Genomic DNA, 23,735 nt, shown 5'->3' with positions numbered 1-23,735 from the left:
TGCCTGAGCGGCTGTGCGCGCCGACACGCGCCGTTCACGAGCCCTGGATAGGTTCCCCGCATGGCGGACCTCTTCGACGGCTACCCCCTCGGGGAGCAGTGGGACGAGATGTTCGGCGCACCGGCCCAACCGCGGCCGCCGTACGCCGGGCTCTTCAGCTCGCTCCAACCGATGTCCGGGGAGGAGCTCGCGGCCCGCGCAGACGTGCTGAGCCAGACCTACCGCGACGCCGGGGTCACCTTCGCGCACGCGGGGGAGGAGCAGCCCTTCCCGCTGGACATCGTGCCGCGGGTGATCGGCAGCGACGAGTGGGCGCACGTCGAGCGCGGGGTCGCCCAGCGGGTGCACGCCCTCGAGGCGTTCCTGGCCGACGTCTACGGCGCCGGCCAGGTGTTCGCCGACCGCATCGTCCCGCGCAGCGTGATCACCACCAGCGCGCACTTCCACCGCGCCGCGCACGGCCTGGTGCCGCCCAACGGCGTGCGGGTGCACGTCTCGGGCATCGACCTGGTCCGCGACGAGGCCGGGGACTTCCGGGTGCTCGAGGACAACCTGCGCAGCCCGTCGGGCGTCAGCTACGTGATCACCAACCGGGCGGCGATGAGCCAGGTGCTGCCCGAGCTGTTCGGCGACCACCGCATCCAGCCGGTCGCGGACTACCCGTCCAAGCTGCTCGCCGCGCTGAAGGCCTCGGCGCCGACCGGGGTGAGCGACCCGACCGTCGTCGTCCTCACCCCCGGTGTCTACAACTCGGCCTACTTCGAGCACGCCCTGCTGGCCCGCCAGATGGGCGTCGAGCTGGTCGAGGGCCGCGACCTGGTCTGCTCCGGCGGCCAGGTCAGCATGCGGACGACGGACGGCCAGCAGCGCGTGGACGTGGTCTACCGGCGCATCGACGACGAGTTCCTCGACCCGGTGCACTTCCGCTCGGACTCCGTGATCGGCTGCGCCGGCGTGCTCAACGCCGCCCGCGCCGGCCGGGTGACCATCGCGAACGCGGTGGGCAACGGCGTAGCCGACGACAAGCTCATCTACACGTGGGTGCCCGACCTCATCCGCTACTACCTGGGCGAGGAGCCGGTGCTCGCCAACGCCGACACCTACCGCCTGGACGACGCCGACGCCACCGAGTGGGTGCTGTCCAGCCTGGACCAGCTCGTGCTCAAGCCGGTCGACGGCTCCGGCGGCAAGGGCATCGTGATCGGCCCGCGTGCCGACGAGAAGACCCTCGCCGAGCTCGCGGTGAAGGTGCGCGCCTCCCCCCGGGACTGGATCGCGCAGAAGCCGATCGGGCTCTCGACGTCCCCGACGCTGATCAACGGCAAGATCGCCCCGCGGCACGTCGACCTGCGGCCCTTCGCGGTCAACGACGGCACCGACGTGTGGGTGCTCCCCGGCGGGCTGACCCGGGTCGCGCTGCCCGAGGGCGAGCTGGTGGTCAACTCCAGCCAGGGCGGCGGGTCCAAGGACACCTGGGTCATCTCCGGTTCCCGCCCACAGGCCGAGCCCACCCCCGATCGCACCCAGATCGAGTTCACCACCGCCGACCTGCCCGCCGAGCCCCCCGCCCAGGACCCCGGCCCGGCCAACGACAACGCCGTCGCCCAGGGCCAACAGCAGCAGCAAGGGGTGTCGCAGTGCTGAGCCGCATCGCCGAGTCGCTGTTCTGGATCGGGCGCTACGTGGAGCGGGCCGACGACACCGCCCGGATCCTCGACGTGCACACCCAGCGGCTGGTCGAGGACCCGTGGATCGACGAGCAGCGGGCCTGCCACAACCTGCTCGCGCTGATGGGCGTGCCCTGCCCGCTGGAGGAGGCCGACACCGAGCGGGTGCTCGGCACGCTGGCCTTCGACCGGGTGGCCCCGAGCTCGATCGTCGGTGCGCTGAGCGCGGCCCGGGAGAACGCCCGCGGCGCCCGCGAGGTGCTGTCGGCGGAGATCTGGGAGTCCCTCAACGTCACCCACAACGCGCTGCCCCAGCAGCGCACGATGGCCCGCCGCTACGGCCCGCACTCGCTGTTCCGGTTCGTCCGGGAGCGCTCGGCCATGGTGTTCGGGCTGGCCGACGCCACGATGAGCCGGGACGAGAGCTGGCTGTTCCTCATCCTGGGCCGCTCGCTGGAGCGGGTGGACATGACCAGCCGGATGCTCTCCACCCGGGTGCTGGCCGGTGACGCGGCGCCGTCCTGGACGTTGGTGCTGCGCTCGACCGGGGCCTACGAGCCCTACCTGCGCACCTACCGGGGTGCGGTCAACTCCAGCCGGGCCGCGGAGTTCCTGCTGCTGGACCGGCTCTTCCCCCGCTCGGTGTTCGCCGCGCTGGAGCAGGCCGAGGGCTGCCTGGCCGAGCTCGAGCGCTCCAACGTCCGCGACGGGCACCGGATCGGCGTCGCGGGGGAGGCCCACCGGATCGTCGGACGGGCCCGGACGATGCTGGAGTTCATGGGCACCGACGAGATCCTCGCCAAGCTGCCCACCCGGCTCGACGAGCTGCAGCGCACCTGCTCGGCGGCCAGTGAGGCCGTGACCAGCAGGTTCTTCACCGAGCAGGCGCCCCAGGTGTGGGTGCCGGAAGGCGTGGGATGAGCCCGATGAGCGCGCAGTCCCAGTCCCAGTCCCAGTCCCGCCCGGCGCCGGACCGGTGGCGGTTGCAGGTCGTGCACCGCACCCGCTTCGAGTACGCCGGGCCCGTGCGGTCCTCCTACAACGAGGCCCGGATGACCCCGGAGAACACCACCCGGCAGACCACGCTGCGCTCCCGGGTCGAGGTGGAACCGGCGGCCTCGATCCACGCCTACCGGGACTACTGGGGCTCCACGGTCACCGCGTTCGACCTGCACGGCCCGCACCGCGAGCTGGCCGTCGTCGCCACCTCGGTGGTCGAGGCCGGGCCCGAGCCCGACCAGGCGCCGGTGGTGTCCTGGGAGGGGCTGGCCGACGCCGACGTCGTCGACCGGTTCGGGGAGATGCTGCGGCCGACCCCGCTGACCGCGATGGACGCCCCCGTCGTCCGTGCCGTCCGGGACGTCGTCGGCGACGCCGACCCGCGCGAGGCCGGCCACCGGGTGTGCCGGTTCGTGCACGACCACATGCAGTACCTGTCCGGCTCGACGAACGTGAAGACCAACGCCATGCAGGCGTGGACGTCGGGCAAGGGCGTCTGCCAGGACATGGCGCACGTGTCGGTCGGGCTGCTGCGCTCACTCGGCATCCCGGCCCGCTACGTGTCGGGCTACCTGCACCCCAAGCCCGGCGCGGCGATCGGCGAGCCGGTCAAGGGCGAGAGCCACGCCTGGGTCGAGTGGTGGGACGGCAGCTGGACCGGCTACGACCCCACCAACGTCGTGGAGATCGGCACCCGGCACGTGACCCTGGGTCGCGGCCGGGACTACCGCGACGTGCCCCCGCTGAAGGGGATCTTCTCCGGGCCGCGCAGCCAGGGGCACTCGGTCGTCGTGGAGGTCACCCGGCTCGCCTGATGCCGGGGCCGTCGGTCCGGTGGCAGGGACCTGGGAGACTGAGGTCCTCATGACGACTCCGCTCAACCTGGTCTCGCTCGAACGCGTCTCCAAGGCCCACGGCACGACCTCCCTGCTCGACGACGTCTCCCTCGGCATCTCCGCCGGCGAGCGGATCGGCGTCGTCGGCCGCAACGGCGGGGGCAAGTCGACCCTGCTGTCGGTGCTCACCGGCGTGGAGCCCCCCGACTCCGGCCGGGTCACCATGCGCAACGACATCGCGATGGGCGTGCTCGACCAGGCCGGCACGCTGCCGGCGGGCACGACCGTGCACGACGTCGTCCTCTCCGGGTACGCCGCCGAGCACGAGTGGGCCGCCGACCCCGCCGTCCGCTCCGTGCTCACCGGCCTGGAGCTCGACCGGCTCGGCCTGGACGCCCCGGTCGCCCCGATGTCCGGTGGCGAGCGCCGCCGCGTCGCGTTGGCCGCGCAGCTGGTGCGGCCGCTGGACCTGCTGGTCCTCGACGAGCCCACCAACCACCTGGACGTCGAGGGCGTCGCGTGGCTGGCCGAGTACGTCAAGCAGCGCGCCGGCGGCATGGTGGTCGTCACCCACGACCGGTGGTTCCTCGACGAGGTCTGCACCACCACGTGGGAGGTCGCCGACGGCTCGGTCTACGCCTACGACGGCGGCTACTCCGCCTACACGCTGGCCCGGGCCGAGCGTGCCCGGATCTCCAGCGTCACCGAGGAGCGCCGGCTGAACCTGGTGCGCAAGGAGCTGGCCTGGCTGCGCCGGGGCCCGCCGGCCCGCACCAGCAAGCCCAAGTTCCGCATCGACGCCGCCCAGGCGCTCATCGCCGACGAGCCGCCGGCCCGCGACAAGCTCGCGCTGTCGAACTTCGCCGCCCGCCGGCTGGGCAAGACGGTCTACGAGCTCGAGCACGTCGACTACGCCGTCCCCACCGAGGACGGCCCGCGCACGTTGTTCGCCGACCTCGACTGGAACGTCGGCCCGGGCGACCGGATCGGCATCGTCGGGGTCAACGGCGCCGGCAAGACCTCCCTGCTCAAGCTGCTGGTGGGGGAGAACAGGCCGGACTCCGGGACGATCAAGGTCGGCCAGACCGTCTCGCAGGCCTACCTTTCCCAGCACGTCACCGAGCTGCCGCCCAAGGCGCGCGTGCTCGAGGCCGTGCAGGACGTCGCCCGCGTCGCGCGGCTGGGCAACCAGGAGATCTCCGCGTCCACGCTGGCCGAGCGCTTCGGCTTCGCGGCGAGCCGGCAGTGGACCCCGGTGGGCGACCTGTCCGGTGGCGAGCGGCGCCGGCTGCAGCTGCTCCGGCTGCTGATGGCCGAGCCCAACGTGCTGATCCTCGACGAGCCGACCAACGACCTGGACATCGACACCCTCACCGCGCTGGAGGACCTGCTCGACTCCTTCCCCGGCACGGTGCTGGTCGTCAGCCACGACCGGTACTTCGTCGACCGGGTCTGCGACACCGTCGTCGCGCTGCTCGGCGACGGGTCCCTGGCCCAGCTCCCGGGCGGCGTCGAGGAGTACCTGCGGCGCCGCGCCGCCGGGGGTGCCCCGCTGACCACGGCGTCCGGGGCCCAGTCCGGCCTGGGGACGACGGCGCAGGCACCCGCGGTGTCGGCCGCCGACGCCCGCGCCGCCCGCAAGGAGGTCCAGAAGCTCGAGCGCCGGATGCTCAAGCTGGACGGCGACGAGAAGAAGCTGCACGACCAGCTCGCCGCGGCCGCGACCGACCACGCCAAGGTCGCCACCCTCAACGCCCAGCTGCTGCAGCTGCAGGCCGAGAAGGAACAGGTCGAGACCGACTGGCTCGTCGCCTCCGACCTCGCCTAGGACCCGGGCCCACCGTCAGGCAGGGGAAGCCCTGCACACACCCGGGAGCCCCGCAGGTGTGTGCAGGGCTTCCCCTGCCTGGGGCAGTCAGCGCGGGGTGGCGGGGTCCTCGTGGTGGCAGCGGGCCTGGTGGGCGAGCACGTCGGAGAGCCGCAGCCGCCGGTGGCTGCCGGGCTGGTCGTAGGGGATCAGCCCGTGGTCGAGCATCCGGACCAGCGTCGGGCGGCTGACCCCGAGCAGGTCGGCGGCCTCCTGGGTGGTGACCATCCGCTCGTGCCGGCTCAGGGTGACCGCGGCGCCGTCGGTGAAGGCGTCGGCGACGAACTCCAGGGCCTCGGCCAGCTCGGTCGGCAGCGTGATCTCCGTCCCGTCCGGGCCCGTGAGCACCCACGGACCCGCAGGCAACGGGGGCGACACGGCAGGCGGGTGCACCGTCGACTCGCGCAGGCCGTGGTCCACGGGGCAGACTGTAAATCGAACGAATCGAACGCGCGCGCCGTGATCACGCCCGGCCGCATCCCGAGACCCCCTGGAGACCCGTGGGCCTGCTCCTCCTCGCACACCTGGTGGCCGCCGTGCTGGCGCCCGTCCTGGTGCGCTGGTGGGGGCGCTCGGCCTACTACGTGCTCGCCCTGGTCCCGGCGGCCGCCTTCGGCTGGCTGATGGCCCAGCTGTCCACGGTGCTGGACGGCGGCACCGTCGACGAGGTCACCACGTGGATCCCGGCGCTGGACCTCGACGTCACCCTGCGGTTGGACGCCCTCGCGCTGTCCGTCGCCGCCCTGGTCACCGGCGTGGGCGCACTGGTCTTCGTCTACTGCGCCCGCTACTTCGAGCCCGACGACGAGGGCCTGCGGCGCTTCGCCGGCGTCCTGATGGCCTTCGCCGGGTCGATGCTGGGCCTGGTCGTGGCCGACGACATGCTGCTGCTCTACGTGTTCTGGGAGCTGACCACGGTCTTCTCCTTCCTGCTGATCGGTGGCAGCGGTGCCGCGGTGGCCGCCCGGCGGGCCGCCCAGCAGGCGCTGATCGTCACCACCGCCGGCGGGCTGGCGATGCTCGTCGGGCTGGTGATGATCGGGCAGGCCAGCGGGAGCTACCTGCTCAGCGAGGTCGTGGCGGACCCGGGCACCGGCCCGGTGGTCACCGTCGGCGTGCTGCTGGTGATCGCCGGCGCGGTCACCAAGTCCGCGATGGTCCCGTTCCACTTCTGGCTGCCCGGCGCCATGCAGGCCCCCACCCCGGTCAGCGCGTACCTGCACGCCGCGGCGATGGTGAAGGGCGGCATCTACCTGATCGCCCGGCTGGCCCCCGGGTTCGCCGACACCCCCGGCTGGAAGCCCGTCGTCCTCGGGTTGGGCCTGGCCACGATGCTGCTCGGCGGCTACCGCGCGCTGCGCCAGTACGACCTCAAGCTGCTGCTGGCCTTCGGCACGGTCAGCCAGCTGGGCTTCCTCATGGTGCTGGTGGGCACCGGCAGCCGGGAGGCCGCGGCGGCCGGGATCGCGATGCTCCTGGCGCACGGGCTCTTCAAGTCCACGCTGTTCCTCACCGTCGGCGTCATCGACCACACCTGCGGCACCCGCGACCTGCGCGAGATCAACGGCCTGGGACGCCGGGTGCCGGTGCTGGCCGTCGTCGCCGGGCTGGCCGGCGCCTCGATGGCCGGGCTGCCCCCGCTGCTGGGCTTCGTCGGCAAGGAGGCGGCCTTCACCGCGTTCCTGGACGGCGGCCTGGAGAGCCGGGTCTGGGCGATGGTCACCCTGCTCGGCCTGCTGCTGGGCTCGGTGCTGACCGTGGCCTACACCGCCCGTTTCCTCTGGGGCGCCTTCGGCACCGGCGGCTCGCTGCGGCACTGCGCGGCCGACCGCCCCAGCCCCGAGCACCTGCACCGGCCGGGTCCGGCGTTCCTCGCCGCCCCCGTCGTCCTGGCGCTGCTCGGCCTGGCCGCCGGCCCGCTGAGCTCCTCCCTGGAGCCGCTGGTCGCCCCCTACGCCGACACGCTGCCGCTGGTCGCCGAGGAGGCCGAGTCCCTCGCGCTGTGGCACGGCCTGCAGCCGGCGCTGCTGCTCTCGCTGGTCACCCTGGTCGGCGGTCTGGCGCTGTTCGCCGCCCGCGACCTGGTCGCCCGGCTCCAGCGCCGGGTCGCCATGGACGCCTCGGCCGACGAGGGCTACTGGCACACCATGCGCGGCCTGGACGTCGTCGCACAGGTCACCACCCGCACCACCCAGCGCGGCTCGCTGCCCACCTACCTGGGCGTGATCCTGGTGGTGCTGGTCGCGCTGCCCGGCTCGATCCTGGTGTTCCGGGCGCCCTGGCCCGACGACGTCCGGCTCTGGGACACCCCGGTGCAGGCCCTGGTCGGCGTCGTCGTCCTCGGGGCCGCCGCCCTGGCCGTGCGGATCCGGCAGCGGCTGTCGGCCGTGCTGGTCGTGGGTGTCACCGGCTACGGCATCGGCGTCCTCTTCGCCCTGCAGGGCGCCCCCGACCTCGCGCTCACCCAGTTCCTGGTCGAGACGCTCACCCTGGTCACGTTCGTGCTCGTGCTGCGCAAGCTGCCCAAGGACATCTCCGACCGGCACCAGGCCAAGGAGCGCACCGCCCGCGGCCTCATCGCCGTCGCGGTCGGCCTGCTCATGGGCGGGGTCGGCGTGGTCGCCCTCGGCGCCCGCACCGCCACCCCGGTCTCGGTGGACTACCCCCAGCAGGCCTACGACTTCGGCGGCGGCGAGAACATCGTCAACGTGACCCTGGTCGACATCCGGGCCTGGGACACGATGCTCGAGGTGTCGCTGCTCGTCGTCGTCGCCACCGGCGTGGCCAGCCTGGTCTTCCTCCGCGAGCGCACCGGCGCCGTCGCCCGCGCGACCCACGCCCCCGACGTCGGCGCCGCCGCGGCCCGCCGCGCACCGCGCGACCGCTGGCTGGCCGCGAGCGCGACCCTGGCCCCGCAGCGCCGCTCGGTCATCCTCGAGGTGATCACCCGGGCGCTGTTCCACACGATCATCGTGCTGAGCGTCTACCTGCTGTTCAGCGGGCACAACGTGCCCGGTGGCGGCTTCGCCGGCGGTCTGGTGGCCGGGCTCGCGCTCGTGCTGCGCTACCTGGCCGGTGGCCGGTACGAGCTCGGCGAGGCGGCGCCGGTCGACCCCGGCAAGCTGCTCGGCGGCGGCCTGCTGCTGGCCGGCACCACCGGCATCGCCGGCCTCGTCCTCGGCGCCGACGCGCTGCAGACCACCATCCTCGAGCGCACCGTGCCGCTGCTGGGCGACGTCAAGCTGGTCACCTCGCTGTTCTTCGACATGGGCGTCTACCTGATCGTCATCGGCCTCGTGCTCGACGTGCTGCGCAGCCTCGGCGCGCAGATCGACGCCGACGACGAGGACGACGACCGCGAGCAGGAGGACGGCGACGGCACGGGCACCGGCGGCGTGCACCACGTCGAGGACGGCGGCCCGGTCGCGTCGTCCCGCGAGTCCTCCGGCGCCCTCGCCCCGGGAGGACCCCGATGACCCCCACCGTCGTCCTGCCGGTGATCATCGCCGGGCTCTACGCCGCCGGCGTCTACCTGCTGCTGGACCGCAGCCTGACCCGGGTGCTGCTGGGGTTCCTGCTGCTGGGCAACGCGACCAACGTGCTGCTGCTGTCGGCCGGCGGGGTGGCCGGGCTCGCCCCGATCCTCCCCGTCGACGACGAGTCGCAGATCAACGACCCGCTGCCCCAGGCGCTGGTGCTCACCGCCATCGTCATCACGTTCGGCATCTCCGCGTTCGTGCTGGCGATGATCTACCGCTCGTGGCGGCTGGTGCGTGACGAGGTCGTGCAGGACGACGCCGAGGACCTCCGGGTGGCCACCCGCGAGGAGATCGACGCCGACGACCGCGACCCCGAGCTGCTGCACCCGGCCGAGCGCGGCCCCGGCGACGGGCTCACCGTCGAGGCGCCCCCGCACCACCCCGACACCGACACCCCCTCGGACGACGTCGCGCTGGGCCTGGCCGGCGCCGAGGCGGCCGAGAACGAGTCCGCCGAGGCAGCCGCCGTCGGCGACGTCAGCGCGACCCCGGCCGGCGGCCGGTCGGCCCGACGGGAGGAGGAGCACTGATGGACGACCTGATCCGCGTGCTCACCCCGCTGCCGGTGCTGCTGCCGCTGCTGGGTGCCGCCGGGGCCCTGCTGGTCGGCAGGCACCCCCAGCTCCAGCGGACGCTGAGCATCCTGGTGCTCACCGCGGTGCTCGCCGTCTCGGTGTCGCTGCTGTTCCTCGCCGACGCCGAGGGCGCCACCTCGGTGTCGGTCGGCGGGTGGCCGGTGCCGCTGGGCATCGTGCTCGTGGTCGACCGGCTCAGCGCGCTGATGCTGGTCGTGGCGAACACCGTCACCCTCGGCGTGCTCGTCTTCGCCGTCGGGCAGGGTGTGGCCGACGGCGACGAGACCGACACCCCGTTGTCGATCTTCCACCCGACCTACCTGGTGCTGGTCGCCGGCGTGAGCAACGCGTTCCTCGCCGGGGACCTCTTCAACCTCTACGTCGGCTTCGAGGTGCTGCTGGCCGCCAGCTACGTGCTGCTGACCTTGGGCGGCACCGCCGGGCGCATCCGGGCCGGCATCACCTACGTGGTGGTCAGCCTGATGAGCTCGCTGGTCTTCCTGGCCGCGATCGCGCTGGTCTACGCCGCCACCGGCACGGTCAACATGGCCCAGCTCGCCGTCCGCCTGGGGGAGCTGCCCGACGGCACCCAGCTGCTGCTGCAGTCCATGCTGCTGGTCGCGTTCGGGATCAAGGCAGCGGTGTTCCCGCTCTCGGCCTGGCTCCCCGACAGCTACCCCACCGCGCCGGCCCCGGTCACCGCGGTGTTCGCCGGGCTGCTCACCAAGGTCGGCGTCTACGCGATCATCCGGACGAACACGCTGCTGTTCCCCAGCGGTGCGTTGAACGACCTGCTGCTGTGGGCCGCGCTGGCGACCATGGTCATCGGCATCTTGGGTGCGGTCGCGCAGACCGACGTCAAGCGGATGCTGTCGTTCACCCTGGTCAGCCACATCGGGTACATGGTCTTCGGCGTCGCGCTCGGGACGACGGCGGGCTTCGCCGGGGCGATCTTCTACGTCGTCCACCACATCGCCATCCAGACCACGCTCTTCCTGGCCACCGGCCTGGTCGAACGCCGCGGGGGGACGACGAACACCGAGAAGCTGGGCGGCCTGGCCAAGGCGTCCCCGCTGCTGGCGATCCTGTTCTTCGTCCCGGCGATGAACCTGGCCGGGATCCCGCCGCTGTCGGGCTTCATCGGCAAGCTCGGGCTCATCGAGGCCGGCGTCGCCGTAGGCGGGGTCGGGCCCTACGTGCTGGTCGGTGGCGCGGTCGTCACCAGCCTGCTGACCCTGGTGGCCATCGCCCGCGTCTGGGGCCGTGCCTTCTGGCGCCCCCGTGCGGTGGACACCGCCGACGAGGACCTCGAGGCGATCCGGCCGGCCGCCGGCACCGCCGTCACCACCGAGCAGCTGCAGGCCGCCAAGCTCCCCAAGACCATGGTCGCGGCCACCGCCGGCTTCGTCGCCATCACCGTCGCGATCACCGTGTTCGGCGGGGTGCTCTACGGCGTCGCCGACCGGGCCGCCGACGACCTCGTCGACCGCACGCCCTACCTGGAGTCGGTCTTCGGCGACCGGGTGGTCGAGTGACCGCGCGGGTGACCCGGCTGCGCCAGCAGGTGCCGCTGCTGGTCTGGCTGGTGCTGGTCTGGAACATGCTGTGGGGCACGTTCAGCTGGGCGAACCTGCTCAGCGGGCTGCTCATCGCGATCGTGGCGACGACGCTGCTGCCGCTGCCCAGCGTGCCCGCCTCCGGGCGCTTCCGGCCGCTGGCCGCGCTGCGCTTCCTGGGCCGGTTCGTGGTCGACCTGCTGGTGTCCAGCGCCGAGGTGTCGTGGCTGGCGTTCCGGCCCGGCCGGCACCGCTCGGCGATCATCACCGTGCAGCTGCGCACCGACTCCGACCTGCTGCTGACCGTCATCGCCGAGGCGTTGTCGCTGGTGCCCGGGTCGCTCGTGCTCGACCTGGACCGCGAGGAGCAGGTGCTCGCCCTGCACCTGGTGCAGGTGCGCGACCTGGCGCACGTCGAGCGGCAGCGGGCCAACGTGCTGGGCATGGAGGACCGCGTGGTGCGCGCCTTCGGCTCGGCCGAGGACATCGCCCGGCTCGACCGTCCCGACACCGACACCCCGGAGACCCAGGGCACCGAGAGGCTGAGCCAGCGATGACGACCGTGGTCCCCCTCGTCTGCTTCGCCCTGCTGGGGGTGGGCGCCGTGCTGATCCTCGCCCGCCTCGCGATGGGCCCCTCCCTGCTGGACCGGGTGGTCGCCACCGACGCGCTGCTGGTGACCATCGCCTGCGGCATCGCCGTGTACTGCGCGGTCTACGAGGACATCTCACTGGAACCGGTGCTGCTGGTCGTCGCCCTGCTGGCCTTCGTCGGGTCGGTCTCGGTGGCCCGCTACATCGGCGGCATGCTGGTGAGCACCGGGGACCCGGCCACCCGCGGGGGCGACGCCGACCTCTCCGGTCGGCCCGACGCACGGAGCGAGGGGACGTCGTGAGCGTCGCCGACGTCGTCGCCTCGGTCTGCCTGGTCGCCGGCTGCTTCCTCTGCCTCACCGCGGGCCTGGGCCTCATCCGCTTCCCCGACGTGCTCAACCGGATGCACGCGGCCACCAAGCCCCAGGTGCTCGGTGTGCTGCTGGTGATGACCGGCGCGGTGATCCGGCTCGCCGGCCAGCCGATCGTCTGGATGCTGGTCCTGGTCGGGGTCTTCCAGCTGCTCACCGCCCCGGTCAGCGCGCACATGGTCAGCCGGATCGCCTACCGCCGCCGGCACGTGCGCCGCGACCTGCTGCTGGTCGACGAGCTCGGCAAGCCAGCGGACCCGCTGCCCAGCCGCCCGCACCCCGAGCACCCCGAGGGCGACCCCGACGTCGACGAGCCCGCCGACGGCCCCGACGCCACCCCCCGCACCACCTCCTAGCCCCCCCGCCCCAGGGTGAGCCGCGGTGCGGTGGGGTGCGCCGCGGTCGACTCCGGCTCACCCCACCGCGACCCGGCTCAGGGGCGGGACGGTGGCCGCAACCGGCCCACGTCGCGCTGGACGGCGGTGAACGGCTGCAGCGGGGGCACGGGCGCCGCCACCTCCCGAGCCACCCGGGCGGCGAAGGCGGGCCACCCCGACCCGACGTCGGCCATCGTCGGCCGCAGGACCCGGATCCCCAGCGCGCGCACCGCGTCCTCGGCCAGCTTCTCCGCCCAGAGCACCTCTGCCGGGTCCTTCCTGCCGTACGGGTCGGTGTACTTCACCTTCCCGTCGCCCTCGAAGGCGATGGCGTGTCCACGCAGCCAGCCGTCGACGACCTTGACGAGCTTCCCGTCGGCCCAGATCTCCACCTGCAGCTCCGGCTCGGGCAGGCCCGCGGCCAGGTGACGGACCCGCCAGGCGCTCTCGAGCCACGACTCGGACCGGCCGTTCGACCGTTCCACCGCCCGTCGGGCGATCGGTGTGCCGATGGCGAAGCGGGCCCGCTCCAGCGCGTCGTCCAGCTGCCCCCGATGGACCTGCCCACGGAGCAGCGCGCGGTCGAGCGTGGCCACCGCGTCGAGCTCGGGCAGGTCGCGACACAGGTCGACGAGGGTCCGGGCAGCCGCCGTCACCGGGAACGGACCGCGACGGGCGAGATGGGCGGCGGGGAGTCCGGCTCGGGTCATCCGGTAGCCCACGCCTGTCCGCCATCGGCTCGGGTCGACCAGCCGGTGTTCCGTGGCCCCCCACCCGAAGGTGGTGATCCCGGACAGACGGGCTGCCGTGCGGTGGCTGAAGACAGCCGACGGTCGGTCCAGGTGACGCTGCAGGGCGAGCAGCTCCAGGTGGAAGCGGCGGACCTCGTCGGCGAGATCGGTGGTCACGCAGTAGAGACCCCGGCGGAGCGTCGTCCAGGTGCCGGAGCTCAACCGCGCGCGCACCTCCGCGTCGGTCCACCCGGCGGCGCGCGCCTGACCTCGGCTGAAGACCTGCTCGGTCCAGGTGGTGGAGGGGCGGGGCTGGAGGGCGGTCATGCCTCGAGCGTGCTGGTGCAGGGGCTACCCGCGGCGGGGCCGGGCGCATCTGTGGACGACGCCCCTGGGTGTGGACGCCGGAGGGCGAACCGCGCCCGTGCGGGGTGAGCCGCGGTCGGCGGCGGCTCACCCCGCCAGACCGCGGCCCACCCCCGCGAGTGGGTCAGCGCAGGGCGCGGTTGACCGCCGACACCACGGCGCGCAGGGAGGCGCTCACGATGTTGGGGTCGATGCCGACGCCCCACAGCACGCGCTCGCCGACGGCGCACTCCACGTAGGCCGCGGCGCGGGCGTCACCGCCGGAGGAGAGGGCGTGCTCGGCGTAGTCCAGCACCCGGACGTCGACGTCGACGCCGGAGAGCGCGTCGACGAAGGCCGCGATGGGGCCGTTGCCGCGTCCGGTCAGGGACACCGGCACGCCGTCGTCGACGAGCTCGACGATCATCTCGTCGGGGCCCGAGCCGCTGGCGGTGTGCTGGTGTCCGGTCAGCGCGAGGCGGCCCCAGGGCGCGTGCGGGTCGGGCAGGTACTCCGAGGTGAAGGCCGCCCACATCTGCTCGGCGGTCACCTCGCCGCCCTCGTCCTCGGTGTGCCGCTGGACGACGGCGGAGAACTCGATCTGCAGCCGGCGCGGCAGGTCCAGCTGGTTCTCGGTCTTCATGATGTAGGCGACGCCGCCCTTGCCGGACTGGCTGTTCACCCGGATGACGGCCTCGTAGCTGCGGCCGACGTCCTTGGGGTCGATCGGCAGGTACGGCACGGCCCACGGGATGTCGTCGACGGTCACGCCGGCCTCGGCGGCATCGGCCTTCATGACCGCGAAGCCCTTGTTGATCGCGTCCTGGTGCGAGCCGGAGAACGCGGTGTAGACCAGGTCGCCGCCGTAGGGGTGCCGCTCGTGCACGCCGATCTGGTTGCAGTACTCGACGGTGCGGCGGATCTCGTCGATGTCGGAGAAGTCGATCTGCGGGTCGATGCCCTGGCTGAACAGGTTCAGGCCCAGGGTCACCAGGTCGACGTTGCCGGTGCGCTCGCCGTTGCCGAACAGGCAGCCCTCGATGCGGTCCGCGCCGGCCCGGTAGCCCAGCTCGGCTGCGGCGACGGCGGTGCCGCGGTCGTTGTGCGGGTGCAGGGAGAGGACGACGGAGTCGCGCCGGCCCAGGTGGCGGTGCATCCACTCGATCTGGTCGGCGTAGACGGTCGGCTCGGCCATCTCCACGGTCGCCGGCAGGTTGAGGATCGTCGGGTTGTCCGGGGTGGGCTCCCAGACGTCGGTGACGGCGTTGCAGATCTCGACGGCGAACTCCAGCTCGGTGCCCGTGAAGGACTCCGGCGAGTACTCGTAGCGGATCTCGGTCTCGGGCATGTTCTCCGCCAGCTTGCGCACCAGCCGGGCGCCGTGGACGGCGATGTCGACGATGCCGGCCTTGTCGCTGTTGAACACCACGCGGCGCTGCAGCGTGGAGGTCGAGTTGTAGAGGTGCACGATCGCCTGCTTGGCGCCGACCAGGGACTCGAAGGTGCGCTCGATCAGCTCGTCGCGGGCCTGGGTGAGCACCTGGATGCTGACGTCGTCGGGGATCAGGTCGTCCTCGATCAGCTGCCGGACGAAGTCGTAGTCGGTCTGGCTGGCGGCGGGGAAGCCGACCTCGATCTCCTTGTAGCCCATCCCGACGAGCAGCTCGAACATCCGGCGCTTGCGGTCGGGGGTCATCGGGTCGATCAGCGCCTGGTTGCCGTCGCGCAGGTCGACGGCGCACCAGCGGGGGGCGACCGTCGTCGTCGTCGCGGGCCAGGTGCGGTCGGGGACGTCGACCGGGGTGAACGGCGCGTACTTCCCGATCGGCATCGCCGAGGGCTGCTGGGCGTTGCGGGCGTGCGGGTGCTGGGCGGTGCTCATGGGGGCTCTCCGGGGTGTGCCGAGGTGTGTCGGTCAGCAGCGCGGGTGCGGACACGCGCGGTCACCGCGGCGAGGGAGCCGACCTAGGAGAGGGCCTCGCCGCGGCGGATAAGGAGGAGGCTGCCGCGCACGTCGGACACCGTAGCAGCGTCCCGAGGCCCGGATGTGAGGATCACCGCCGTGACGGTCCTCCTCCTGGTCGCGGGCCTGGTGCTCCTCGTGGCCGGCGGCGAGCTGCTGGTCCGCGGGGCCAGCGGCCTGGGCCGGGCGCTCGGGGTGTCGCCGCTGGTCGTCGGGGCGACCCTGGTGGCCACCGCGACGTCGGCCCCGGAGCTGGCGGTGTCCTTCGACGCGACGCTGTCGGGCTCGCCGGGCCTGGCCGTCGGCAACGCGGTCGGCAGCAACACCGTCAACATCCTGCTGGTCCTGGCGATCGCGGCGCTGATTCGCCCGCAGAGCGGGGACCGCACGCTGCTGCGCTTCGACGTCCCGGTGGCGCTGGGCATCGCCGTCCTGCTGCTGGTCCTCGGGCTGGACGGCGGCCTGGGGCGGGTCGACGGCGCGCTGCTCACCCTCGCCCTGGTCGGCTACCTCGGGCTCTCGGTCGTGCGGGGGAGGAAGGCCGAGGCGGCACCCGCCGAGGACGACGTCCCCCGCCGGCCGGTCCGGGACGTGCTCTTCCTGCTCGCCGGGGTCGGGTTGCTCGTGCTGGGGGCGAACTGGCTGGTCGACGGCGCCAGCGAGATCGCCGCGGCAGCGGGTCTCAGCGACCTGGTGATCGGGCTGACCGTGGTCGCCGTCGGCACCGCGATGCCTGAGATCACCACCTCGGTGATCGCCGCGGCCAAGGGCGACACCCAGCTCGCGGTGGGCAACGTCGTGGGCAGCAACGTGGCCAACACCGGGATGGTGCTGGGGGTGCCGGCGCTGGTGCTGCCCGGCGGCATCGCGGTCGATCCCGCGGCGGTGCGGTTCGACGTCCCGGTGATGATCGCGGCGACCCTCGCGCTGGCGGTGGTGCTCTACACCGGCTCGCGGGTCAGCCGACCCGAGGGCGCGGTGCTGCTGGCCTGGTTCGTCGCCTACACCGCCTACCTGGTGCTCGACTCCGCCGACCACGACGCGCTACCGGCCTTCAGCCTCGTCCTGCTCTGGTTCTGCCTCCCGCTCACCGTCGTCGCCGCGGCCGGGCTCGCGGTCCGTGAGGCCCGCTCGGTCCCGGGTGCCGGGAGCCAGCGGCGCACCTGACAGCCGGGCGGCCTGGCCGATCTCGAAGCCGGCGATCGGCACGGTGAACAGCTGCAGCCCGATCGCCAGGAGCAGCACCACGACCGCGGCCGGCCCGGGGTCCAGGACCACGACCCCCAGCAGCACGAGCACCAGACCCAGCCCGCCGGCCTTGGCGACGGCGTTGGTGCGGTTGTAGACGTCGGGCAGCCGCACCAGCCCGATGCCGGCGACCACCATCAGCAGCACGCCCAGCAGCAGCAGGACGTCGCCGAGCACGGTCTGCACGCTCACCGGGACCGTCCCGCGACCAACCGGGCCAGCGCGACGGTGGCCAGGAAGCCCACCAGGGTGCCCACGAGCACCAGGTCCAGCAGCGCCGGGGTCTGCAGCCGGACGGCTAGGAGCGCCACCGCGCACAGCGTCACCAGGAACCCGAAGTCCACCGCGAGCACCCGGTCGGCGTCGGTGGGGCCGACGACGGCGCGGGCGGCAGCCACCAGCAGGCACAGCGCCAGCAGCACCAGAGCGACGTCCAGCACCAGGTCCTGGGCGATCACGCGTCCCCTCCCGTCCCGCGCCAGGCGGTCAGCATCCGGTCCTCCAGGCCCCGCAGCGCGGCGAGCTCGTCGTCGGGGTCGTCGGCGTGCATCGCGTGCACGGTGATCACGCCGTCCCGCCGGTCGACGACGAGTGACCCGGGGGTCAGCCCCACCAGCGCGATGAACGAGGCCACCTCGACGTCGGTGCGCGAGCGCAGGGGCACGCCCACCACCACCGGCGCCAGGGCCAGCCGGGGGCGGAGCACCTGCCCGGCGACCCGGACGTTGGCAGCCAGGAACCGGCCGAGGTAGACGGCGACGAAGGAGACGACGTGCCAGAGCCTCATCGTCCCGTCACCGCCGCCACCCACGCCGACGGGTCGGCCAGCTGCGCACCGGCGACGCCGACGGCGGCCAGCAGCGGCTCGGCCCAGACGCCCAGCACCAGGGCGGTCGCGGCCAGCAGCAGCGGCGGCCCGACGAGCGTGACCGACGTCGTCCGGGTCAGCACGGAGCCCTCGGACGACGGCGACGGCGGGGGGTCGCCCCAGAAGACGCCGTTCCACAGCTTCAGCATCGACACCAGCGTCACCAGGCTGACCGCGACGACGGCGACCAGCACCCACCACGGCCCGTCCCCGGCGGCTGCGGACGCCAGCTGCAGCTTGGCCACGAAGCCCGACGTCGGCGGGATGCCGACCAGCGCGAGTGCGGACCCGGCGAACGCGACGGCCAGCCAGCGCTCGCGGTGCACCAGCCCGCCGCCCAGCCGGTCGAGCACGTCGGTGCCGTACCGCACCTCGACCGCACCGCCCACCATGAACAGCGCCGCCTTGACCAGCACGTACTGCACCAGGAAGAAGGTGGCGGCGGTGAGCCCGGCCACGGTGGACAGCCCCAGCCCGACCAGCACGTAGCCGATCTGGCTGACCATGTGCGAGGTCAGCACCGGGCGCACCGCGCTCGAGCCGACCGCCGAGAGCACACCGACGACCATGGTCAGCACGGCGACGGCCAGCAGCACCCACAGGAAGCGCGGGTCACCGTCGAAGAGCACCGAGTAGAGGCGGAACAGCGCGTACAGCCCGACCTTGGTCAGCAGCCCGGAGAACAGCACGGTGACGGCGGGCCCGGCGACGGAGTAGGAGCCGGGCAGCCAGCTGTGCAGCGGGACGACCGCGGACTTCACCGCCATCGCCAGCAGCACCACCCCGGCGGCGAGCGCGGCGGGTGCGCTGTCGGCGGCCACCCCGGCGAGCTCGCCCAGCTGGACGGTGCCGGTGACGCCGTAGAGCAGCCCGATGCCGCCGAGGAACAGCGTCGAGGCCAGCAGGTTCACGCTCACGTAGAGCCGGGCGCCGGCGATCCGCTGGCGTCGTCCGGCCAGGCCGAGGAGCACGTAGCTGGGGATCAGCACGACCTCGACGAAGACGAAGAGGTTGAACAGGTCGGCGGTGGACAGCGCCCCGGAGACCCCGGCGCTCATCACCAGGACCAGCGGGGTGAAGGTGCGCTCACGGTCCTCGCCGGTGCCGATCGCGTAGACCAGCCCGAGCAGGGTGACCGCGGCGGTGAGCAGCAGCACCAGCGCGCCGAAGGCGTCCAGGGCGAGGACGACGGCGATCCCGGCCGGCCAGCCGCCGACCCGCACCACCGGCACCTCGCCGGTGAGCGTGCGGGCGAGCAGCACGGCGGCCGCGACGACGACCAGCCCGGTGCTGCCCAGGCCCACCACCCGGGCGAGCGCCGTCGAGCGGGGGAGCAGCAGGAGGACGGCGGCGGCGACCAGCGGCAGCGCGACCGGCGCGACGAGGAGGGCGCTCACGTCGGTCCCTGCGCGTCGTCGTGGGAGTCGTGGGAGTCGTGGGAGTCGTGGACCGCGGACGACGAGGACCCGGCCCGCAGCAGCCCGAGCAGGTAGACCGTCACCGCGAACGCGATGACCACCGCGGTGAGCACGAACGCCTGGGGGAGCGGGTCGGCGGGGGCGCCGGCGCCGTTGCCGGGCAGCGCGAACCCGCGCCGGTCACCGCCGGCGGCGAGCACCAGCACGACCATGGCGTGCCCGAGCAGCACGAACCCGAGGACGACGCGGAGCAGGCCGCGCTGGAGCACGAGGTACACCCCGCCGGCCACGAGCAGGCCGACGGCGACCGCGGCGGTCACGCGGACACCCGGTCAGCGGACACAGCAGCCTCCGAGGACGCGCGGTGGGAGCCCAGCGACTGGACGACGGCGACCACCAGGGCCAGCACCATCAGCCAGACGCCGAGGTCGAAGAGCAGGGCCGAGCTGAGGAAGGGCAGCACGTCGAACGGGGTGAGCAGCGCGTCACCGGCCAGCAGCGGGACGAGCCCGGTGCCGACGGCGAGCACGGCACCGGCGCCGACCAGGGTGCGCGGGCGCAGCCAGGGGCTGTCCGGGACGGTGCCCGCGGCCAGCTGGCGCAGCGCGACGGCGATGCCGGCGACCAGCGCGGCGATGAACCCGCCGCCGGGCTCGTCGTGCCCGCGCCACAGGAGCCAGGCCGACAGCACCAGCATCCCCGGGGCGAGCAGCCGGGTGCCGACCCGCAGCAGCACGTCGTCGGTGTCCGCGGCGACGGTGGTGGGGCGCAGACCCAGCAGCAGGAGACCCAGTGCCGCGACCCCGACGACGACGGACTCCAGCAGGGTGTCCAGGCCGCGGAAGTCCACCAGCACGGTGTTCACCACGTTGGTGCCGCCGGTGAGCTCCTCGGCCCGGTCCAGGTAGAACGTGCCGGCCGCGGACAGCTCGCGGCGGCCGGTGAGCGCGGCGGTGGCACCGGCGGCGACCAGCCCGACGGCCACGGCCAGCACGGCGGTGGGGAGCCGACGGCGGCCCGGGTCGGGCAGCCGCACCGGCGCGCCCCGGAGCACCAGGACCAGCACCACGGCGGTGAGCACCTCGACCAGCAGGAGGGTGATCGCCACGTCGACCGCTCCGGACAGCAGCAGCCACAGCGCGACGAACAGCCCGACCACGCCCACGAGGGCGACCAGGGCGACGGTGCGCCGGGCGGCCGCCATGCCGAGCACCGCGACGGCGAGGAGTCCGACCACCAGCCAGCGGCCGGGATCACCGCCGTCGCCGGTGGGCTCCAGCGGCCCCACGGTCACGAGGCCGACGACGCCGAGCGCGACCACGGCCACCAGCGGCCGGGCCAGGTGCGCGGCCAGCGACGAGGCCCGGTCGGGGGCGCCGACCCGGCCGCCCAGGGCGAGCAGCCCGGCGTGCGCCCGGTCGAACAGGCCCGGCCCGTCGAGCAACCGCACCCGCTGGAGGACGGCGTCGACCCGGTCGCGCTGCCAGAACAGCACCAGACCGATGACGACGGTGACCACCGACATCGCCAGCTCGGGGCTCAGGCCGTGCCAGGCGTAGACCGAGGGCGGGGTGGAGCCGGGCAGGGCGTCGGTGGTGGCGCTGTCGATCACCGGGTCCAGGAGCGAGACGGCCGGGCCCAGCACGATGCCGACCACCGCGGCGACCGCGGCCGGGGCCAGGAACGAGGGGGCCGGTTCGTAGAGGTCGGGCTGCTTCAGCGGGCCCCCGAAGGCGCCGTAGACGATCCGGGCGCCGTAGGCGAAGGTCAGCGCGGACGCGGTCACGGCCAGGGCGCCGGCGACCGGGCCGGCCCACGGGGTGACGTCGGCGCTGAGCAGCCCCATGAACAGGTACTCCTTGCTGACGAAGCCCAGCATCGGGGGCACGCCGGCCATCGACAGCGCGGCCACCGCGGTGGCCGCCGCCGTCCAGGGCATCACCCGGCGCAGCCCGGACAGCTCGCGGACGTCCCGGCTGCCGGTCTCCTTGTCCACGATCCCGACCAGCATGAACAACGTGGCCTTGAACAACGCGTGCGCCATCGTGTGCAGCAGGGCCGCGGCCAGCGCGGTCGACGTGCCGACGCCGATCACCGCGACCAGCAGGCCCAGCTGGCTGACCGTCGAGCGGGCCAGCATCCCCTTGAGGTCGTGCTCGCGCAGCGCCTGCACCGCCCCGAGCAGCGCCGTGGTCAGGCCGACCGAGATCAGCACCGCCGACCAGGCGGTCTGCCCGGCGAACAGGGGGCTGACCCGGATCAGCAGGTAGATGCCGGCCTTCACCATCGTGGCGGCGTGCAGGTAGGCGCTGACCGGGGTCATCGCCACCATCGCGCCGGGCAGCCACGACTGGAACGGGAACTGGGCGCTCTTGGTGAACGCGGCCAGCGCCACGCAGGCCGCGATCGGCACGGCGTACGGGCTGTCCAGCACCACCTGCGGCGCGGCCAGGACCGCCGAGATGCGGGTGGTGCCGGTGGCCAGGGTCAGCAGGACGACGGCCACGAGCAGGGCCAGTCCGCCGGCGAGGGTGACCACCAGCGCCTGCCGGCCGGGGCGGGCCGCGGCGGCCCCGGCGGTGGACACCAGCGCGAACGAGCAGAGGGTGGTGACCTCCCAGAACACGTACAGCAGCACGAGGTCGTCGGCCAGGACGAGGCCGACCATCGCCGCGGCGAAGAGCGCCAGCAGGGGGAGGACCGGCCCGCGGGCGGTCGCGTCGCCCAGGTAGCGGCAGCAGTAGGCCATGACCAGCGCGCCGACGACGAGGGCGACGAGGCTGAAGACCAGCGAGACGCCGTCCAGCCGCAGCGCGAGGGAGACCCCGAGCGAGGGGATCCACTCGGCGCTCCAGTCGACTGTCCGGTCGTCGAGCACCGTCGGGGCGTGCGCGAGGAGCAGCCCGGCGACGGCGAGGAAGCCCGCGGCCAGCACGTAGCCGGCGTTCCGGCCGAGGGCGCGGGTGAGGAGCGGGGCGGCGGCGGCCATCGTGGCCAGCGCGCCGAGGGCGACGACGAGGCTCACCGGGGAGAGCGGGGGCCCTGGGTCATCACCGGGTCAGGATGACGGCGGTTGACCTCTCACGCATCTCGGAACGGGCGTCTGGCCTGCGGTTTCATCGTGCAACCGTCAGAAGGAGTGGTCCCGTCGCAGGCGGATGGGCCGGCCGTCCGGGTCGTGGACCAGCTTGTAGAGCGGGGTCGCCCAGACCCGTTCCACCCGGGTCAGCTCGGGCCGGCGGTGCGGCCGGATCCGACCCGGGGGACGGGGGCCGACGCGGCCGCCGGTGTGCCAGGCCTCCAGGGCGTCGGCGGCCGCCACGCAGGCGGCGACGAACTCGTCGGGGTCCAGCAGGCCCTCGTCGTCGTCCCGGTCGAGGTGTTCCCGGGCCAGTTCCAGGCGCAGGTCGCGGGCGAACGTGCGGGCGCCGTCCCCGAGTCCGGCCGGGTCCTGCGGTTCGCGCTCGTCGAGGGTGGTGTCCAGGACGGCGTTGGACAGCTCGCTGTCGTGGGTCCAGGACCGCCGGTTCATGTTGTCGCTGCCCACCTCGGCCCACACGTCGTCGACGACGCAGACCTTGGCGTGCACGTAGACCGGGGTGCCCTCGTGGTTCTCGATGTCGAACACGTGCACCCGGCCGGGCGCGGCCTCCTGGAGCAACCGCATCGCCTGGGCCTGGCCGTGCTGCTGCGGGCGCTCGGAGAACGCGCCCTGCTGGTCGGGCACCCGGGGGACGACGACGACCAGCTGCAGCGTCTCGTGCTCGCGCAGCGAGGAGGCCAGGTGGTCGGCGATGTCGGTGGACCACAGGTACTGGTCCTCCAGGTAGACCAGCCGCCGGGCCCGGGTGAGCGCCTTGGTGTACCCCCGCGCGATCGACCGCTCGCCCTCGGGGGCGAAGTCGAAGGCCGGCCAGACCTTGGGGTAGGTGCGCAGCGTCTGCACCGTGTGCGGCCCGCACGTCGGGGGCGCCGGGGGCTGGTCGGGCAGCGGGGTGGGGTCCATCTGGTTGCGGCCCAGCCACTGCAGCGTCTTGTCGTGCAGCCAGGCGAACGGGCTCTCCGACGCCGGGCTCGTCGGGTCGTCCCACCGCTCGCGGAAGCAGTCGTCGAGCACACCCACGACCGGGCCGCGCAGCTGCAGCTGGACGTCGTGCCAGGGCGGGGTGTCCCCGTACGCGTCGGACATGTCCTGCGGCTGCGGGTCGCCGCGGTGCTCGGCGTCGTCCCGGCGGGTGTGCCCGAGGTCGATGCCGCCGGCGAAGGCCACGTCGCGGGAGGGGTCCTGCGGGTGCCGGCAGAGCACCAGCTTCTGGTGGTGGCTGCCCATCCGGCGCACCCGCTGGTCCCGGACGACGACCGCGCCGTCCTCCTCCAGCTCCCGGTCCAGCGAAGCGTTCTGCTCCTTGGAGAAGCTCAGCCCGTCCCAGTGCGACCGCCACACCAGCCCGCGGACGACGACCCCGCGCCGGGCGGCGCGGGAGAACAGCTCGTCGACGGTCGGGCCGTCGGGCCGCAGCTTCTGGCCCGGGTCGCCCCGCCAGTCGGTGAAGAAGAGGTGGTCGCCCTCGCCGAGGTCCTCGACGGCGTCGACCAGCCGGTCGAAGTAGGCGGCACCGTGCACCAGGGGCTCGGCGAGGTTGCCCGCCGTCCAGGCCGGGATCGCAGTCGCCGGGTTGTCGCGTTCTGCGGTGGTCAGCAGCCAGTCGCGGGCGTCGTCCTCGGTGTCGGGCACCGGGTGATCACACCACTGCCCTCCCGTGGGCGCTGGTCCGCGCCCCG

The 23,735-nt window shown here is 73.6% G+C and carries 20 protein-coding genes and 1 pseudogene; 11 read left to right on the top strand and 10 right to left on the bottom strand.

The annotated features are described in order from the left end of the window. The first annotated feature begins 60 nt into the window (after positions 1 to 60). From ASG36_RS06850 to ASG36_RS06835, 4 genes are read left to right on the top strand one after another with little or no spacing between them, the layout of a single operon-like run. Complete coding sequence (locus ASG36_RS06850) at positions 61 to 1,644, top strand: circularly permuted type 2 ATP-grasp protein (protein WP_055761086.1); 1,584 nt, start codon at positions 61 to 63, stop codon at positions 1,642 to 1,644. Beyond that, positions 1,638 to 2,588, top strand: a complete 951-nt coding sequence (locus ASG36_RS06845; protein ID WP_055761083.1) for an alpha-E domain-containing protein — start codon at positions 1,638 to 1,640, stop codon at positions 2,586 to 2,588. The genes ASG36_RS06850 and ASG36_RS06845 overlap by 7 nt, the downstream gene beginning before the upstream one ends. 5 nt (positions 2,589 to 2,593) lie before the next feature. Beyond that, positions 2,594 to 3,481 (top strand): transglutaminase family protein, encoded by an 888-nt coding sequence (locus ASG36_RS06840; protein ID WP_055761080.1) that lies wholly within the window; start codon positions 2,594 to 2,596, stop codon positions 3,479 to 3,481. Between the two features lie 49 nt (positions 3,482 to 3,530). Continuing rightward, on the top strand, positions 3,531 to 5,330 hold the full coding sequence (locus ASG36_RS06835; protein ID WP_055761077.1) for an ABC-F family ATP-binding cassette domain-containing protein: 1,800 nt from the start codon (positions 3,531 to 3,533) through the stop codon (positions 5,328 to 5,330). Positions 5,331 to 5,417: 87 nt separating this feature from the next. On the opposite strand, the gene ASG36_RS06830 is transcribed toward ASG36_RS06835, so the two are convergent. Further along, on the bottom strand, positions 5,418 to 5,717 hold the full coding sequence (locus ASG36_RS06830) for an excisionase family DNA-binding protein (protein ID WP_055761074.1): 300 nt from the start codon (positions 5,715 to 5,717) through the stop codon (positions 5,418 to 5,420). Positions 5,718 to 5,869: 152 nt separating this feature from the next. Here ASG36_RS06830 and ASG36_RS06825 point away from each other — a divergent pair, with 152 nt between their 5' ends. From ASG36_RS06825 to mnhG, 6 genes are read left to right on the top strand one after another with little or no spacing between them, the layout of a single operon-like run. Next, positions 5,870 to 8,845 (top strand): Na+/H+ antiporter subunit A, encoded by a 2,976-nt coding sequence (locus ASG36_RS06825; RefSeq protein ID WP_082522833.1) that lies wholly within the window; start codon positions 5,870 to 5,872, stop codon positions 8,843 to 8,845. Beyond that, on the top strand, positions 8,842 to 9,438 hold the full coding sequence (locus tag ASG36_RS06820; RefSeq protein ID WP_082522832.1) for a Na(+)/H(+) antiporter subunit C: 597 nt from the start codon (positions 8,842 to 8,844) through the stop codon (positions 9,436 to 9,438). The genes ASG36_RS06825 and ASG36_RS06820 overlap by 4 nt, the downstream gene beginning before the upstream one ends. Next, positions 9,438 to 11,018 carry a Na+/H+ antiporter subunit D gene (locus ASG36_RS06815; RefSeq protein WP_055761071.1) on the top strand — a complete coding sequence of 527 codons (1,581 nt, stop codon included), beginning with the start codon at positions 9,438 to 9,440 and terminating at the stop codon, positions 11,016 to 11,018. Before ASG36_RS06820 ends, ASG36_RS06815 begins: the two co-directional genes overlap by 1 nt. Then, complete coding sequence (locus tag ASG36_RS06810; RefSeq protein ID WP_055761068.1) at positions 11,015 to 11,596, top strand: Na+/H+ antiporter subunit E; 582 nt, start codon at positions 11,015 to 11,017, stop codon at positions 11,594 to 11,596. The genes ASG36_RS06815 and ASG36_RS06810 overlap by 4 nt, the downstream gene beginning before the upstream one ends. Continuing rightward, entirely contained in the window at positions 11,593 to 11,934 is a 342-nt protein-coding gene (locus ASG36_RS06805; RefSeq protein ID WP_082522831.1) for a monovalent cation/H+ antiporter complex subunit F, read from the top strand. The genes ASG36_RS06810 and ASG36_RS06805 overlap by 4 nt, the downstream gene beginning before the upstream one ends. Beyond that, the gene (gene mnhG / locus ASG36_RS06800) at positions 11,931 to 12,359 is read left to right on the top strand and encodes a monovalent cation/H(+) antiporter subunit G (protein WP_055761065.1); all 429 of its coding nucleotides are present in this window, start codon (positions 11,931 to 11,933) and stop codon (positions 12,357 to 12,359) included. The genes ASG36_RS06805 and mnhG overlap by 4 nt, the downstream gene beginning before the upstream one ends. A 77-nt stretch (positions 12,360 to 12,436) precedes the next feature. Here the strand turns inward: mnhG and ASG36_RS06795 are convergent, their stop codons facing one another. Both ASG36_RS06795 and leuA read right to left on the bottom strand, forming a co-directional pair. Then, complete coding sequence (locus ASG36_RS06795; RefSeq protein WP_055761062.1) at positions 12,437 to 13,438, bottom strand: type IV toxin-antitoxin system AbiEi family antitoxin domain-containing protein; 1,002 nt, start codon at positions 13,436 to 13,438, stop codon at positions 12,437 to 12,439. A gap of 163 nt (positions 13,439 to 13,601) precedes the next feature. Further along, entirely contained in the window at positions 13,602 to 15,338 is a 1,737-nt protein-coding gene (gene leuA, locus ASG36_RS06790) for a 2-isopropylmalate synthase (protein WP_055761059.1), read from the bottom strand. Positions 15,339 to 15,503: 165 nt separating this feature from the next. Here leuA and ASG36_RS22565 point away from each other — a divergent pair. Beyond that, positions 15,504 to 16,427 (top strand): annotated as a pseudogene (locus ASG36_RS22565) (calcium/sodium antiporter); the annotation flags it as partial. Between the two features lie 36 nt (positions 16,428 to 16,463). Here ASG36_RS22565 and ASG36_RS06780 read toward each other — a convergent pair. The 7 genes from ASG36_RS06780 to ASG36_RS06750 all read right to left on the bottom strand — a co-directional run bounded on the left by ASG36_RS06780 (position 16,464) and on the right by ASG36_RS06750 (position 23,688). Next, a complete protein-coding gene (locus ASG36_RS06780) occupies positions 16,464 to 16,859 on the bottom strand; it encodes a monovalent cation/H(+) antiporter subunit G (protein ID WP_200944351.1) in 396 nt (131 codons plus the stop codon). Beyond that, positions 16,856 to 17,125, bottom strand: a complete 270-nt coding sequence (locus tag ASG36_RS06775; protein ID WP_235494656.1) for a monovalent cation/H+ antiporter complex subunit F — start codon at positions 17,123 to 17,125, stop codon at positions 16,856 to 16,858. Before ASG36_RS06775 ends, ASG36_RS06780 begins: the two co-directional genes overlap by 4 nt. After that, the gene (locus ASG36_RS06770) at positions 17,122 to 17,454 is read right to left on the bottom strand and encodes a Na+/H+ antiporter subunit E (RefSeq protein ID WP_157498592.1); all 333 of its coding nucleotides are present in this window, start codon (positions 17,452 to 17,454) and stop codon (positions 17,122 to 17,124) included. The genes ASG36_RS06775 and ASG36_RS06770 overlap by 4 nt, the downstream gene beginning before the upstream one ends. After that, positions 17,451 to 18,932, bottom strand: coding sequence for a proton-conducting transporter membrane subunit (locus ASG36_RS06765; RefSeq protein WP_055761047.1), 1,482 nt, complete (start codon positions 18,930 to 18,932; stop codon positions 17,451 to 17,453). The genes ASG36_RS06770 and ASG36_RS06765 overlap by 4 nt, the downstream gene beginning before the upstream one ends. Continuing rightward, positions 18,929 to 19,273 carry a sodium:proton antiporter gene (locus ASG36_RS06760; protein ID WP_082522830.1) on the bottom strand — a complete coding sequence of 115 codons (345 nt, stop codon included), beginning with the start codon at positions 19,271 to 19,273 and terminating at the stop codon, positions 18,929 to 18,931. The genes ASG36_RS06765 and ASG36_RS06760 overlap by 4 nt, the downstream gene beginning before the upstream one ends. Then, positions 19,270 to 21,978 carry a hydrogen gas-evolving membrane-bound hydrogenase subunit E gene (gene mbhE / locus ASG36_RS06755; RefSeq protein ID WP_055761044.1) on the bottom strand — a complete coding sequence of 903 codons (2,709 nt, stop codon included), beginning with the start codon at positions 21,976 to 21,978 and terminating at the stop codon, positions 19,270 to 19,272. The genes ASG36_RS06760 and mbhE overlap by 4 nt, the downstream gene beginning before the upstream one ends. 105 nt (positions 21,979 to 22,083) lie before the next feature. Then, on the bottom strand, positions 22,084 to 23,688 hold the full coding sequence (locus tag ASG36_RS06750) for a phospholipase D-like domain-containing protein (protein WP_055761041.1): 1,605 nt from the start codon (positions 23,686 to 23,688) through the stop codon (positions 22,084 to 22,086). Between the last annotated feature and the right edge of the window lie 47 nt (positions 23,689 to 23,735).

The sequence above is a fragment of the Geodermatophilus sp. Leaf369 genome (genome assembly GCF_001424455.1).
Classification (GTDB): Bacteria; Actinomycetota; Actinomycetes; order Mycobacteriales; family Geodermatophilaceae; genus Klenkia.
This window is presented reverse-complemented; position numbering and strand designations above follow the sequence as displayed.

What these genes read in the sequence shown, in the direction of transcription:
- ASG36_RS06850 (WP_055761086.1), top strand. Translation starts at nt 61, where the DNA reads ATGGCGGACCTCTTCGACGGCTACCCCCTCGGGGAGCAGTGGGACGAG.
- ASG36_RS06840 (WP_055761080.1), top strand. Translation starts at nt 2,594, where the DNA reads ATGAGCGCGCAGTCCCAGTCCCAGTCCCAGTCCCGCCCGGCGCCGGAC.
- ASG36_RS06835 (WP_055761077.1), top strand. Translation starts at nt 3,531, where the DNA reads ATGACGACTCCGCTCAACCTGGTCTCGCTCGAACGCGTCTCCAAGGCC.
- ASG36_RS06820 (WP_082522832.1), top strand. Translation starts at nt 8,842, where the DNA reads ATGACCCCCACCGTCGTCCTGCCGGTGATCATCGCCGGGCTCTACGCC.
- ASG36_RS06815 (WP_055761071.1), top strand. Translation starts at nt 9,438, where the DNA reads ATGGACGACCTGATCCGCGTGCTCACCCCGCTGCCGGTGCTGCTGCCG.
- ASG36_RS06805 (WP_082522831.1), top strand. Translation starts at nt 11,593, where the DNA reads ATGACGACCGTGGTCCCCCTCGTCTGCTTCGCCCTGCTGGGGGTGGGC.
- ASG36_RS06795 (WP_055761062.1), bottom strand. Translation starts at nt 13,438, where the DNA reads ATGACCGCCCTCCAGCCCCGCCCCTCCACCACCTGGACCGAGCAGGTC.
- leuA (WP_055761059.1), bottom strand. Translation starts at nt 15,338, where the DNA reads ATGAGCACCGCCCAGCACCCGCACGCCCGCAACGCCCAGCAGCCCTCG.
- ASG36_RS06770 (WP_157498592.1), bottom strand. Translation starts at nt 17,454, where the DNA reads ATGAGGCTCTGGCACGTCGTCTCCTTCGTCGCCGTCTACCTCGGCCGG.